Origin of the sequence: Sediminibacterium roseum, assembly GCF_009939005.1 — a bacterium.
GTDB classification, from domain to species: Bacteria; Bacteroidota; Bacteroidia; order Chitinophagales; family Chitinophagaceae; genus Sediminibacterium; species Sediminibacterium roseum.
Window position 1 is genome coordinate 1,703,362 of record NZ_JAACJS010000015.1, and the last position, 14,454, is coordinate 1,717,815.

At 49.8% G+C, this 14,454-nt stretch carries 12 protein-coding genes; 6 read left to right on the top strand and 6 right to left on the bottom strand.

The genetic code is table 11. The features are described 5' to 3' along the window. Positions 1–52: 52 nt before the first annotated feature. The 4 genes from GWC95_RS18600 to pxpB form a co-directional block, all read right to left on the bottom strand. Positions 53–1,249 carry an NRAMP family divalent metal transporter gene (locus GWC95_RS18600; protein WP_237722210.1) on the bottom strand — a complete coding sequence of 399 codons (1,197 nt, stop codon included), beginning with the start codon at positions 1,247–1,249 and terminating at the stop codon, positions 53–55. Beyond that, positions 1,230–1,961: a 5-oxoprolinase subunit PxpA gene (locus GWC95_RS18605; RefSeq protein WP_161820211.1), complete on the bottom strand. Its 732-nt coding sequence runs from the start codon at positions 1,959–1,961 to the stop codon at positions 1,230–1,232. The genes GWC95_RS18600 and GWC95_RS18605 overlap by 20 nt, the downstream gene beginning before the upstream one ends. A 75-nt stretch (positions 1,962–2,036) precedes the next feature. Continuing rightward, a complete protein-coding gene (locus tag GWC95_RS18610) occupies positions 2,037–3,026 on the bottom strand; it encodes a 5-oxoprolinase subunit C family protein (RefSeq protein ID WP_161820212.1) in 990 nt (329 codons plus the stop codon). After that, entirely contained in the window at positions 3,023–3,733 is a 711-nt protein-coding gene (pxpB, locus tag GWC95_RS18615) for a 5-oxoprolinase subunit PxpB (protein ID WP_161820213.1), read from the bottom strand. The genes GWC95_RS18610 and pxpB overlap by 4 nt, the downstream gene beginning before the upstream one ends. Before the next feature lie 79 nt (positions 3,734–3,812). Here pxpB and GWC95_RS18620 point away from each other — a divergent pair, with 79 nt between their 5' ends. Then, on the top strand, positions 3,813–4,532 hold the full coding sequence (locus GWC95_RS18620) for a DUF3667 domain-containing protein (protein ID WP_161820214.1): 720 nt from the start codon (positions 3,813–3,815) through the stop codon (positions 4,530–4,532). Between the two features lie 16 nt (positions 4,533–4,548). Here the strand turns inward: GWC95_RS18620 and GWC95_RS18625 are convergent, their stop codons facing one another. Then, positions 4,549–5,010, bottom strand: a complete 462-nt coding sequence (locus tag GWC95_RS18625) for a hypothetical protein (protein ID WP_161820215.1) — start codon at positions 5,008–5,010, stop codon at positions 4,549–4,551. Positions 5,011–5,106: 96 nt separating this feature from the next. Here GWC95_RS18625 and GWC95_RS18630 point away from each other — a divergent pair, with 96 nt between their 5' ends. The 3 genes from GWC95_RS18630 to GWC95_RS18640 all read left to right on the top strand — a co-directional run bounded on the left by GWC95_RS18630 (position 5,107) and on the right by GWC95_RS18640 (position 8,420). Next, positions 5,107–5,670, top strand: coding sequence for a 1-acyl-sn-glycerol-3-phosphate acyltransferase (locus tag GWC95_RS18630; protein ID WP_161820216.1), 564 nt, complete (start codon positions 5,107–5,109; stop codon positions 5,668–5,670). Between the two features lie 64 nt (positions 5,671–5,734). Further along, on the top strand, positions 5,735–7,381 hold the full coding sequence (locus GWC95_RS18635; RefSeq protein ID WP_161820217.1) for an AMP-binding protein: 1,647 nt from the start codon (positions 5,735–5,737) through the stop codon (positions 7,379–7,381). A gap of 130 nt (positions 7,382–7,511) precedes the next feature. After that, the gene (locus tag GWC95_RS18640) at positions 7,512–8,420 is read left to right on the top strand and encodes an OmpA family protein (RefSeq protein ID WP_161820218.1); all 909 of its coding nucleotides are present in this window, start codon (positions 7,512–7,514) and stop codon (positions 8,418–8,420) included. 90 nt (positions 8,421–8,510) lie between these two features. On the opposite strand, the gene bcp is transcribed toward GWC95_RS18640, so the two are convergent. Continuing rightward, positions 8,511–8,975, bottom strand: coding sequence for a thioredoxin-dependent thiol peroxidase (bcp, locus tag GWC95_RS18645; protein ID WP_161820219.1), 465 nt, complete (start codon positions 8,973–8,975; stop codon positions 8,511–8,513). Between the two features lie 188 nt (positions 8,976–9,163). Between bcp and carB the strand changes: the two genes are divergently transcribed. Further along, entirely contained in the window at positions 9,164–10,810 is a 1,647-nt protein-coding gene (gene carB / locus GWC95_RS18650; RefSeq protein WP_161820220.1) for a carbamoyl-phosphate synthase large subunit, read from the top strand. A 235-nt stretch (positions 10,811–11,045) separates the two neighbouring features. Then, on the top strand, positions 11,046–14,447 hold the full coding sequence (locus GWC95_RS18655) for a glycosyltransferase (RefSeq protein ID WP_161820221.1): 3,402 nt from the start codon (positions 11,046–11,048) through the stop codon (positions 14,445–14,447). Positions 14,448–14,454 lie beyond the last annotated feature (7 nt).

The following is a 14,454-nucleotide window of genomic DNA, read 5'->3' on the forward strand; positions in this document are numbered from 1 at the left end:
TTATCCAAATAAAATGCCGGAAAATGATTCCCGTTCGCTGATGGTTCATCTCCTATCCTTTCATCCATTCCACAATTGCCACCGATCCCATCCATCCCATCACCAATACAACGATCCAGCCGGCCATTTGCATCCAGCGCGGGTGTTGGTACCCGTTCATCAGGCGGGATTTGGTAGAGGCGATGAGCAGCACAGCGAGTGCAAGCGGTAGTATCAACCCGTTTACCATCCCCGCCAAAAGCAGGAGCTGTCGGGGTTTGCCGATGAAAACAAAAACGAGTGTTGAGATGATGATGAAGATTGAAATACACAAGCGCTCGTGTTTTACCAACAGGGGATGAAATGTTTTCAGGAATGATACAGATGTATAGGCCGCCCCTATTACGGATGAAATGGCGGCGCTCCACAAAACGATCCCGAAAACTTTAAAACCGAATTCGCCCGCTGCAAAACGGAACACGCTGGCGGGCGGGTTATCATGATCCAGCACAGCACCTTGTGTTAGCACACCCAGCACAGCGAAGAACAAAATAAAACGCATCAGTCCTGATATCACGATCCCGCTGATGGCACTCTTGTTCACCTGTTTGATGTTCTCTTTTCCTTTGATGCCTGCATCGAGCAAACGGTGTGCACCGGAAAAAGTAATGTATCCGCCCACGGTACCGCCCACAATCGTAACGATGGCCTGTGTGCTCAACGTTTCGGGAACGAAGGTATGATGCAGCGCCTGCAACACCGGTGGGTGCGAGCTGATGGCGATGACGAGGGTCAATATTATTTTTGCAGTGCCGGCGATGCGCGTAAAATTATCCAGCATTTTGTCCATCTCCCTTATCCAGAAAAGCAGCAGCGCCGCGATGCAACTGATGATGGCGCCCGACTGGAACGACAAGCCCGTAAGTACATTAACACCAAGCCCGCAACCCGCTATGTTGGCGATATTAAATGTAAAACCACCCATTACGATCAGCGCAGCGATGAGATAACCAAGGCCCGGTAATAATTTGTTAGAGAGGTCCTGCGCGCGCAGTTCGCTCACGGTTAAAATGCGCCAGGTATTGAGTTGCGCACCTATATCGAGCAGAAAAGAAACCAGTATCACAAACCCGAAACTCGCCATTAACTGCTGCGTGAACACAGTTGTTTGTGTGAGAAAGCCCGGGCCGATAGACGAGTTTGCCATCAGGAATGCCGCGCCCAGCGAAGCGCCGCTGAAAAGGCCGTATTTAGAAACTTTTGATCTCAATATTATTTTCCTTAAGCGTGTTGAATATCTTTTTTGCAAAACGAACGGCATGATCCCCATCTCCATGCAGGCAAATGGTTTCGGCAACAATCGGCACTTCCTCACCGCTGACACTGGTTACCGTTTGCCGGTTGATCATCTGCAATACCTGTTGTATAGACTGCTCCTCTGTTTCAATCAGTGCACCTGGCTGTGAGCGAGGCGTAAGTGAGCCGTTGCTTTGATACGTGCGGTCTGCAAACACCTCGCTTACCGTTTGCAACCCCGCCTTCCTTGCTTCACTGATGGAAAAACTCCCGCTCAAGCCATAAAGCAATAAGGAAGGATCGATGTTGTAAATCGTTTGTGCAATGATTGCGGCAAGTTGTTCATCCCGTGCAGACATATTATACAGCGCCCCATGCGGTTTCACATGTTTGATCCTGGCCCCGAATGTGCCCGCAACCGTCTGCAGGGAAAAGATCTGCTCAGAAAGCAGTTCCCTGATTGCCTCCGCAGAAAGATGCATCTCGGTTCTTCCGAAATTCTCTTTATCAGCAAACCCCGGGTGTGCACCTATCGCCACTTCGTGCCCTACGGCGCGCGCAACCGTTCTTTTCATGGTATCCTCGTCACCCGCATGGTAACCGCAGGCAATGTTGGCGCTGCTGATGTAGAACATAAGCAACCCGTCGTTTGAAAGCCCTTCGCCCACGTCGCAGTTCAGATCCATAAAGTATAGTAAGTGGTTTGGAGTAATAATTGATTAAATGTAGATGGTTTTGGTCAAATGCTTTTTCGCTGCCTCTCACACGTTCCATTCCTGACTCCCGCTCGCCCGCAATTCACACGCATCCCGCAGCACCTGCAGGTTCATTTGTTGTTTGAGCATGGCTGCCTCTGCCGTTTGAAGATCGGTTTGCTGCAACAGGAAAGATTCGCCGGGCTGTAATTGCGCGAGCGATGGAAAATCAGCGCTGATCACATAACCGATCACCGGGTAACCGCCGGTAGTCTGGTGATCGGCCATGAGTATGATCATTTGCCCGGAGGGCAGCAATTGAATTGTGCCGCGTGTTACCGCAGCAGAGATCATTTCTTTTTGTTCCGTTAATTGTAAGTTTTCGGCCTGCAAACGAAAACCCATGCGGTCGCTCTCCCGGCTGATGGTACACGGTTTTGTGGCGAGTGCCGTTTTTGAGGCTTCGCGCAACAACGCAAATGCCTCTCCCGGTACAAAGCGGATGGTGTTTCCTGTGTATAACCCGGCAAGGTTTGCAGACCATGGGAGAACAGAAACGCATTGCGCGTTTGAGAATTCATGTTTGTATTGCTGTTTGAAAAAGAGCCTGTCGTTTTTCCGCAACTGCCTTCCGTGGTATCCGCCCGCTTTTGCTTTTGTGTTGGTGCTGTAACTGTTGAGCCATTTGCTTAGGGCAAAACCGCCTTTCACCGCCAGGTAAATCCGCGCGCCCCTGTTTATTTTTTTGAAAGAGAGTGTTGTGTTTTCCCTGATGACGAAGGGGTGAAGTACCGGCACTTCTTCGCCATCTGCATACGCAGCCACATCTGCCCCGGCCAGCGCCAGCATTGCTGTTTCTTCAAACAGGATCTCTGCCGCGGGAAAATGCATTTCCATTACCGCGGATAATGGATCGTTGCCCACTAAAATATTGGCAACCTTCATCGCTGCAACATCCATTGCGCCGCCGGGGTTGATGCCGAGGTGTGCGTATCCTTCCCGGCCAGCGTCCTGCACCGTATCCAACACCCCATTATTCAGTATCCGGATACTCATGCGTTCTTGATTTTATAAAATTCATGGAGGGGAACGGGATGAAAACACACTTCGTCGCCGGGCTGCAGAAAGCAGGGCATTTCTTTTCCGGCATCAAACATCTTCAATGGCGTTTGCCCGATGAGCTGCCATCCGCCGGGCGAATCGAACGGGTAGATGCCTGTTTGTTCGCCGGCAATACCAACGCTTCCTGCCGGCACCAGTGTTCTGGGTGTTGTTTTGCGCGGCGTATTGATCTTTTCATCTACCGAACCCATATAGGCAAAACCGGGAAGGAAACCGATCATGTAAACACGGTATGTTTTTGATGTGTGCAGCCTGATCACCTCTTCCACGGCAATTCCGTGCGATGCTGCGAGTGAGCCAAGATCCGGCGCAAGCGAAGCATCGTAGCAAACAGGAATATTTACCGTTCGTGACGTACGATTCACATCGCTTGTCTTTTGCAATGCCGCATCAACGTAGCTGCGCATTTGTTCATACGCATGCAGCGATGGGTCTTTCTTTTTCAAAACAACCACATCGTACACAAGTGTGAGGGAATGATAGGCGGGGATCACATCACGCAATCCCGCAGGCGGATCCTTTTTAATACAGGCAAACAGCGCCATCACCTTTTGATGGGTGTCTGCACTGATCCCATCACCCAATACAACCGTAAGGGCCGAATCGCCGCAGGGATAGGTATGTGGGAAGGGAGCGGTCATCGGCAGCAAAATACAGCAAAGCAAATCTCCGGCAATAATTTAGCCGATTTAATATAAGTTAGCAAAACGAACCCTGCACATGCAAACAAACGAAGCCATCCGGTATTGCAAATCATGCGGCAAAGCGGGCACAGGAAAATTCTGTGGCAGCTGCGGGCAGTCCTATGATGTAAAACGCATAACGGTAAAAGGCCTGCTGCATGATGTGTTCCATTTTTTCACGCACCTTGAAAAGGGTTTTGGTTACACGCTCAAACGACTGGTAACTGCCCCGGGCACCATGCAAAGAGAATACGTGGAAGGCAACCGGCACCGTTACCAGAAACCGTTCTCCATGTTCTTTGTTTGTTTAACGTTCAACGGGCTGTTGCGGTATTTTATTGACGAACTGCTCATCAGGTTCTTCAATGATCCCGGACTTGCGGCAGAGGCGCGGTTTCGCCATGAGCTCCAGTTTGTTTCTTTCGTGATGCTGGTGCCGGTACTTACACTGCTGGCATGGCTCGTGTTCAGGAGCAGGAAATACAATTATGCAGAAACAGGGGTGATGCAGTTGTATATGCTTTCTTTTCTCCTGGCGGCAACTGCAGTGATCCCTTTGCTGAAGTTTATCTTTCACACGCTCGACACGGCGTATATAGACCTGCCCTTGTTTGTGCTGTACAGCAGTTTTACGGCGGTGCATTTTTACAACGATTCCAAACGCGGGGTAGTTATTGTTAAGAACATCTTCCTGACCGTAGCATTTTTTATGCTGTTCCAGCTGGTGGAAGATTATGCGATAGGATTGCTGAAGTAGCAACCGCGCGTGCACCTTATTCCGCTTTCTTCTTGCTGTTCCTGCCCACTGCGTAATGGGGTTTCAACTCCCTGTAAATATTACCCAGGAGTTCATTGCCCGATTCAGAAGCATTCTTTGAATTTTGAAAATAGGCCCGTGTTTGTTTCAGGATCTCGTTGCCGATCACCAGCTTGGCATCTTCGAGCTTGGTCTTTACCTGGTCTATCTCATCTATCAGTTCCGAATATTGGGCGTAGAGGTGAACATAGTTGTTGCATTCCATCACATCCACAAAAGAAGGTACCGTGTTTGGGTTCTTGCGCATGAACTGAACGGCCTTTTCCACGAACTCATGCCGTTTTGTATTCAGCTTGAACATGCTTCTCCGCTCACTCGGCTTCAGTTTTATGTTGTTGGGCACCATATTGCGTACCGCTGCAATATTCTGTTTGATAGACATCAATTCGCTCGCAACAAAACTCCGGAAAGAAGCCATGAGGGTTGGTTTTTTATAATAACGCTGATTCGATTTAGAAAATTGCTTTACCCGCCGCCACTGCCACGGGTTCTTAAATTTTATTACCTTACTGTTATGAAATTGTTCTGGCGCCTGTATCTTCATTTGCTTGGGTGGACCGTCAAGGGCCGGTTTCCGTATGAGCTGAAGAAATGCATACTGCTGGTGGGCCCGCATACGAGCAGTTGGGATTTTGTAACCGGACTGGCCTGGAGAAGCAAACTCAACCTGGGCCATGTGAAGTACCTCGGCAAGGCAGAATTGTTCAGGCCGCCGTTCGGCTTCCTGTTCAGGAAGTTGGGAGGTTTCCCGGTGGAGCGGTCTGAGAAACACAATATGGTTGAACAGGTAGTGGCGCTTTTTAACAGCCACGATTCTTTTGTGCTGGCGCTTTCGCCCGAAGGCACCCGGAAAAAAGTGGACCGCCTTCGCACCGGTTTTTACCATATTGCGCGCAAGGCCAATGTTCCGATCGTGATGGCAGGAATGGATTTTGAAAAAAAACAGGCCTCCTTCTCCGAACCCTTTTTTGTTACGGCCGATGAGCGGGCCGACCTGGAACGCATTCACCGCTTTTATGCCCATATCAGAGGTAAAAATCCATCCCAGGGAATGCAGCACCTGTACAACGGACAGTAACAACGCATTTGAATATTGAACGGATAAGATTTTGAGGAGAGACCATTAAAAGACTGGCTTGCTTATGAACGAAAATGTTGCCACCATCATCGACAAATTCTGCGAGTTCGAAGCAGAACGTCCGGGTAAGCTTTTTCTTGCCGAACCCGTAAAGGGCGTTTACCAGCGTTTTACCTGGGGCGAGGCCGGAAACCAGATCAGGCGGATGGCCGCCGCGCTGCAACAAAACGGGCTGCAAAAGGGAGATAAGGTTGCCATACTCAGCAAGAACTGCGCACACTGGGTGATGGCCGATCTCGCGATCGCGATGGCGGGTTGCATCTGCGTTCCGCTTTACCCCAATGTAACAACAGATGCGCTGCGCGAGATCTTTGCGCACAGCGAATGCAAAGCGGTATTTATCGGCAAGCTCGACAATCCCGAAGAATCATGCAAAGGCGTTCCCGGCAACCTGGTACGCATCACTTTTCCCTTTTATCCCAACAAGGATTGCATCAACTGGAACGAATGGGTGGCTGCGCATGCGCCCATTACAGGCAAACCTGCCATCGACCCATATTCACTCGCCTGTATCGTTTATACATCCGGAACCACCGGGCAACCCAAGGGCGTGATGCATACCTTTCATGCCATCGGCTTTGCGGTGCAGGCGTTCCTGCTTACCAATCCTACTGTTGGCGAAGAGGTCTTTTTTTCTTACCTGCCCCTTTGCCATGTTGCGGAGCGTATGTTGGTGGAATGCGGAACGATCTTCACCGGCAGCTCGGTTTATTTTGTTGAATCAATGGAAACGTTTGCAAAGAACCTCGCCGATACAAAACCAACCGTGTTCCTCGCTGTACCAAGGATCTGGGAAAAGATCCAGGAAAACATCCTCAAAAAAATACCGCAGAAAAAACTCGACCGGCTTTTATCAATACCAGTGGTCTCTTCCCTCATCAAACACATGATCAAAAAGAAACTGGGGCTGGGCCGTGCCAGGTTTATTTATACCGGCGCATCTCCCATCAAACTTTCTTTGCTGCAATGGTACGCGCGCATCGGTATTGTAATACAGGAGGCTTATGGCATGACGGAGAACCTTGCCCTCTCCCACTCAAACCGGCAAAACGCGGTTCGTTTCGGCACGGTTGGCCAGTCGTACCTGGGTGTTGAGGTTCGCCTGGGCAAAGACAACGAAGTACAGGTAAAAAGTCCTGCCTCCATGATCGGCTACTACAAAGAGCCTGCGATGAGCGCAGCCTGCTTTGAAGATGGGTTTTTGAAAACGGGTGATGAGGGATCGATAGACGCCGATGGCTATCTCACGATCACGGGACGGATCAAAGACCAGTTCAAAACAAGCAAGGGCAAATACATCATGCCCGCTGTAGTAGAGGCGCGCCTGCTCGAAACCGGCCTTGTGGCACAGGTCTGCGTGGTGGGTTCGGGAATGCCGGGCGCCATGGCGCTTTGCAATTTATCCGAAATGGCAACCCAACACGATCCCGAAACACGTCACAGCGCATTGAAAAAAATGCTTCACACCGTAAACACCAACCTGGAGCAACATGAGCACCTCGTAAAAATCATTGTGCTTGCAGAAGAATGGACGGTTGCAAACGAACTGCTCACACCCACGCTCAAGATCAGACGGAAAATGATCGATGCAAGGTTTGGGGAACATTACGAAGCATGGATCAAAAGAACAGAGACGGTCATTTTTGTGTAAACCCGGCTCCCCGGCGATTGTAAATATTATTTTTCAGCACCGAGAACAGGCAAAATTCAGCTGCCACACAATTTTTTAGTTTCTTACAGCGTTCAAAGGGGGATTTTACACAACTCCCAATCATATCATTATGAAATTGAATGTTTACCTAAGCATTGCCCTTGTTTCGCTCGCTGTATTTTCCTGCGTGAGCCCTAAAAAACTGGAAGCAGAGAAAGCGAAATATGCGGAACTCGGCAATACCTATCTCGATCTTCAGAAAAGGTACCGCGACCTGGAAGATGAATTGAAAAGATGTAACAATGCCGTTGACAAAGGCAAGGGTGATATGGTGAACCTCAATAACCAGAAAACCGCGCTGGAAGGCCAGATCGCCGACCTGAACAAACAGATCGATTACCTGAAAGCCAACAACAATACGGTGCTGAACCAATTGAAGGACCTTTCCGTGGTAACGGGATCGCAGGCAGAGAGCATTAAGAAATCATTGGAAAACATCGGGGCAAAAGACCTTTACATCAAGGACCTTCAGGGATCCATCGCACGCAAGGACTCTTTGAATATGGCCCTGGTGATGAACCTGAAAGGCGCCATCGGGAACCTCGACGATAAGGACATCAACATCAAGGTAGACAAAGGTGTGGTATACGTAGACATTTCCGACAAGCTCCTTTTCAAAAGCGCCAGCTACGAGGTAACCGACCGCGCGAAGGAAGTGCTCGGCAAAGTGGCCAAAGTATTGAATGCGCAGCCGGAGATCGAATTCATGGTGGAGGGCCATACCGATTCACTGCCGATACGCAGTGCGGGCATTGCCGATAACTGGGACCTGAGCGTAAAACGCGCAACCACCATTGTAAGGATCTTGCAGGATACCTATGGCCTCGATCCAAAAAGGATGACAGCCGCCGGCCGCAGCCAGTATTCTCCTTTAATGGACAACAGCACCGCCGAGGGCCGCGCAGCCAACCGCAGAACAAGGATCGTGATCCTGCCGCAGCTGGACCAGTTCTTTAAATTGCTCGAGACGAAGAAATAAAAAACTAAAGGATATTATTTTAACAGGAAAGCCGGTTTAGCAGACCGGCTTTTCTTATTGGTTCCCTTACCTAAGTCATGCGTGGTTTGATTAGGATTCCCAGGCCTCCACGATCTCTTCCGCGTGGTTCTTACTCACCGGCCTGTCGATGATCTTAAAGATCTTCCCCTCTTCATCAATCAAAAAAGTAGTGCGCACAACACCCATGTATTTGCGGCCGAAGAGTTGTTTCTCCTGCCAGAGGCCGTATTTGTTGATGATCTTTTTATCCTCATCGGCCAGCAGGGGAAAAGGCAGGTCGAATTTGTTCCCGAACTTTTTATGGCTTTTTACCGAATCCGGGCTCACGCCCAGTACCTGGTAGCCTTTTTTCTTCAATAAAGAATAGTTGTCGCGCAGGTTGCAGGCCTGCACCGTGCAGGTAGGGGTATCATCCTGCGGGTAAAAATAGAGCACCAGTTTTTTGCCTTTGTAATCTGCCAGCGAAACCTCTTTCCCGTCCTGGTCAACCGCCTTAAAAACCGGCGCCTTGCTTCCTTCCTTTAGAACTGCCATGTTGTTCGTTTGTGTAAGTATGATGAATTATTGCTATGGTGGCCTGTAAACAGGCAAACTTACAAAAACTCAACCGCTCTTCTCCCGGCGCGTGCGGGCTGGGGAAAACAGGGATCACATTTTTTCAAAAAATAACAAGCGTTATCCCTCATCAGCCTTACATTTGCACAATTTATTTTTTTGCAACTATGCCCAGAGACAAATCCATCAAATCCGTACTGATCATTGGTTCAGGCCCGATCATCATCGGCCAGGCCTGCGAATTCGACTACTCAGGTTCACAAGCCGCCAGAAGCCTGCGCGAAGAGGGTATCGAGGTGATATTGATCAACAGCAACCCGGCCACCATTATGACCGACCCCATGATGGCCGACCGTGTTTATCTCCTGCCCCTTACCGTAGAAAGCATCGAACAGATCCTGGAAGAGAACAAGATCGATGCCGTATTGCCTACCATGGGCGGACAAACCGCGCTCAATCTCTGTAAAGAGGCAGATGAGCTGGGCATCTGGGAAAAATACAACTGCCGCATGATCGGTGTGGATGTGGCTGCGATAGATACTGCGGAGGACAGGGAGAAATTCCGCCAGCTTATGGTAAAGATCGGTATCCAGGTTGCGCCGAGCCGCGTGGCAAACAGCTTTCTAGAGGGAAAGGAGTTTGCACAGGAGATCGGTTTCCCCCTGGTGATTCGCCCGTCGTTCACGTTAGGCGGTACCGGCGGCGGTTTTGTTCATACCAAAGACGATCTGGATGCCGCACTCGATAAAGGATTGAAAGCATCACCCATTCACGAAGTGCTTGTTGAAAAAGCTGTGTTGGGATGGAAAGAATATGAACTTGAATTGCTGAGGGACCAGAACGACAACGTGGTGATCATCTGTACCGTTGAAAACCTCGACCCGATGGGTGTTCACACGGGAGATTCCATTACTGTTGCGCCGGCAATGACACTGAGCGATACATCGTTCCAGGACATGCGCAACAAAGCCATCCTGATGATGCGCTCACTCGGAAATTTTGCGGGTGGATGCAATGTCCAGTTTGCGCAGAACCCCGAAACAGAAGAACTGATTGCCGTGGAGATCAACCCGCGCGTGAGCCGCTCTTCGGCGCTTGCTTCTAAAGCAACAGGCTATCCGATCGCAAAAATTGCAGCAAAACTGGCTATCGGTTATTCATTGGATGAACTGAAGAACCAGATCACCATGACCACCTCGGCCTACTTCGAACCGGCGCTCGATTACGTGATTGTAAAAGTACCACGCTGGAACTTCGATAAATTCAAAGGTGCAAACGACACACTCGGCCTGCAGATGAAGAGCGTTGGCGAGGTGATGGCGATTGGAAGGAGCTTTACCGAAGCGATCCAGAAAGCCTGCCAGAGCCTTGAGAACGAAGCCATCGGCCTCGGCTATTATGGAAAGAGCCTGATGAAAAGCGAAGAGCTTGTTGAATACATAAAGACCCCGAAATGGGACCGCATCTTCCGCATCAAGGATGCGCTGATGCAGGGCTCTACCGTAAAATCAATTTCACAGGCAACGCGCATCGACCGGTGGTTCATCTACCAGATCCAGATCATTGCGAACATGGAAAAAGAGATGATGAAATACACCCTCGAAACCATTCCCGACCAATTGCTGAAAGAAGCCAAGAAAAACGGCTTCGGCGATCTGCAGATCTCGCGCATTCTCGATGGCAACTGCACAGAGGACCAGGTATATGAAAAACGCAAGGCACTCGGCATCACACGCGTTTACAAAATGGTGGATACCTGCAGCGCTGAGTTTGAAGCAAAAACACCTTACTTCTACAGCACGTTTGAGAATTAGGAATTAGTAATCAGGAATTAATAATTTGGAAGAGGCTGTCTCAAAGGTTCGGGACAGCCTTTTTCATGTACTGCCACGAAAAAAGTGGAATCGCATTCCTTCAGCTATTGTGCAAAGGCACCACTTAAATAACAGTTAACCTTCTGCACTAACAAAGCTTTTATTCTATTTTTGTAAGTCCACGCACCAACAATTACTAATTATTAATTATTAATTACCAATTATTAACTCATCCATGCGTTCGCAAGTATTCCAGACCAGCACCCCCACCCGTTGGCAACGTGTCAAGTGGGGTTTCCGTGTACTTGGGGTATTGCTGTTGCTGGCCATCGTGGTGGTGGGCATTACCATTTCGAGCATGGAAAACCCGGATGTTCCCCTTGAGGGCAGGGCCATGAAGAAAGTGCTCAACGAGGACCAGCCCGAATATCGCGCCAGCGAGCTGGGAAAAAAATACCGGGGGTTCCGCAAACAGATCGAGGATCGCTGGGCCCGCGGAAGGGGCATCGGGCAGAACAACGCCGTGCTCAATCTTTCCAACTCGGCCCTCTTCAGCGATTCAACCGGGATACGCGCAGCTTTTTACGTGGCATGGGACAACCAGTCTTTTTTCTCGCTGCGCAAGAACATTTCCAAAATGAACCTCGTGTTGCCCGAATGGTTGTTTGTTGATCCCAAGGCCGATACCCTTCTTTCAAAAATGGAAAAAGACCAGCGCGCATACGATCTCATCAAAGCATCGGGTGTGCGTGTGATGCCTATGCTATCGAACAGCGACAACGGCAAATTCAATGGCGCCGCGCTGCACCGCATTTTTAACGATCCGAAAAAAACAGACAGGCTCATCAGCGATGTTGTAAAATTTCTTAGGAAACACAATTTCAACGGTATCAATGTAGACTTTGAAGAACTGCAGGAAGACAACGACGCAGTGCTCATCAACTTCGAAAGAAAACTCTACGATTCGCTGCACAAATATGGAATGCTGGTAACACAGAACGTTTCTCCCTTCAACAGCGATTATAATTACTCGGAGCTGGCGAAGTACAACGATTATATTTTCCTGATGGCTTACGACCAGCACCACGAAGAAAGCAAGCCCGGCCCTATATCCGACCAACGCTGGATTCAGACCGCGGTAAACCACCTCGCCGCAAAAGTGCCGCCGCAAAAGATCGTTTTGAACCTGGCGGCGTATGGTTACGACTGGAGCAAAGACACCACCGAAACCCTCACCTACCAGGAGGCGCTTACGGTTGCACGGGAGAGCGAAGTGAAAGTGAAGTTCGACAACGACACTTACAACCTCAACTACCGCTACTACGACGGGAAGGATAAGATTCACGATGTTTATTTTACCGATGCCGCCACCAATTTCAACACACTTCGTTTTGCAACCGAATACGGGTTGGCGGGAACAGCCATCTGGCGCCTGGGCAGCGAAGACGACCGCCTTTGGGATTTTTACAACCTTGTAATGACGAAAGACGCGCTGAAAAAATTCAACTTCAAGGAATTTGATAAAGTGGAAAGTCGCAGCACCCCCGATTTTATCGGCGAAGGCGAGGTGCTCGATATGCTGGCCACGCCATCAGACGGGCACATCATTACAGAGATAGACACCGTAGACATGCTGATTGCCGAGCAGGATTATGAAAAGCTCCCATCCTCCTACGTTGTAAAAAAATATGGCAAGCGCTCAGATAAAAAACTGGTGCTTACCTATGACGACGGCCCCGACCCTTTGTACACCAAACAGATCCTCGATACACTCAAATATTACAAGGTGCCCGCGAGTTTCTTTCTTGTGGGCATTGAGGCAGAGAACAACATCCCGCTGGTAAAACGCATCTTCAGGGAAGGGCACGAGATCGGCAACCATACGTTTACGCATCCCAATATGGCCGAGGTGAGCCGCAAGCGCGCGTTGCTGGAGATCGATGCAACGCGCCTGCTGATCGAATGCATCATCGGCAGGAGTACGGTCATGTTCCGCGCGCCTTACAACGCAGACAGCGACCCCGAAAAATCGGAAGAGATGGTGCCGGTGGCATTAAGCAGAACGAGAAACTACATCACCATCGGCGAAAGCATTGATCCCGAAGACTGGCAGAAGGCCGATATTCCTGAACTGAATGGAGACAGCATCCTCAACCGCATCATCCGGATCTATAATTTTCATTTAAGCAACAACGACAGCGCCAATATTATTTTGCTGCACGATGCCGGGGGCGACAGGAGTGCAACCGTAGAGGCCACGGGCAAGATCATCCGTTATTTCCAGGCGCAGGGTTACGAGTTTGTTACGGTTGCGGGGCTGCTCAACAAAAAGCCCGAAGACATGATGCCACCGGTAGAACCCGGTATGGGCTATGCGCTGCTCAACTTCAATTATTTTGTGGCAGCGTCGGGTTACGTGGTAAGCCATTTGCTGTATGCATTGTTCCTTGTATTCATGATCCTGGGCGCGATCCGCATCTTTGTGCTCGGCTTCTTCGCCTTCAAACAAAGAAAAAAGGAACGGCTGTTGAAAAAGCAGCCGTTGCCCGGCGATCCGCTGGTATCCATCATCGTACCGGCATTCAACGAAGAAGTGAATGCGGTGAGCTCGCTCGAAAACCTGCTGCGTTGCGATTACCCGAACTTCAACATCATTTTTGTGGATGATGGAAGTACCGACAATACTTACAAAAAAGTATTTACCGCATTTGAATTTCATCCGAAAGTAAAAGTGTTTACCAAGGCGAACGGAGGAAAATCTTCGGCCCTCAATTTTGGCATCGATAAAACCGATGCTTCGTTTGTTGTATGCATAGATGCCGACACCAAACTGCTGCCCGATGCCGTTTCGCAACTGATGAAAAATTTCGGCAACGAAAAAACCGGTGCGGTTGCGGGCATGGTAAAAGTGGGCAACGAAGTGAACTGGCTCACCAGATGGCAGAGCATAGAATATACGATCAGCCAGAATTTCGACAGGAAAGGATTCGCCTATCCCAATGCCATCACCGTTATACCCGGGGCGATCGGCGCATTCAGAAAAGAGGTGATCATAGAAGCCGGTGGATTTACGAGCGATACGCTGGCCGAAGACTGCGACATCACCATACGCATCCTGCGCGCCGGCTACACCGTTGCCAACGAGCCCAACGCATTTGCCTATACGGAAGCCCCCGAAAAACTCAGCCAGTTCTTTAAACAGCGTTACCGCTGGACCTTCGGGGTTATGCAAACCTTCTGGAAACACAAAGACGCGCTGTTCAACCTCAGGTACAAGGCGCTGGCATGGGTGGCCCTGCCGGATATCCTGTTGTTTAAATACATCATCCCGTTTTTCAGCCCGATAGGCGACCTGCTCATGGTTCTCGGCCTGTTTACTGAAAACCGGGGCAAGATCGGGCTCTACTATCTTGTTTTCCTGATCTTCGATGCAATGATCGCCGGGGTGGCCTTCTTCTTCGAAAAGGAACGGCCGTGGAAACTGCTTTGGCTGATACCACAGCGTTTGATCTACCGCTGGCTCATGCTCATCGTTCTTTTCCGCTCCTATAAACGCGCCATCAAAGGCGAACTGCAGCACTGGGGGGTGTTGAAGAGAACCGGTAATGTGAGGGATATAGGGATGGAGGCTGCTTAAGAAGTCT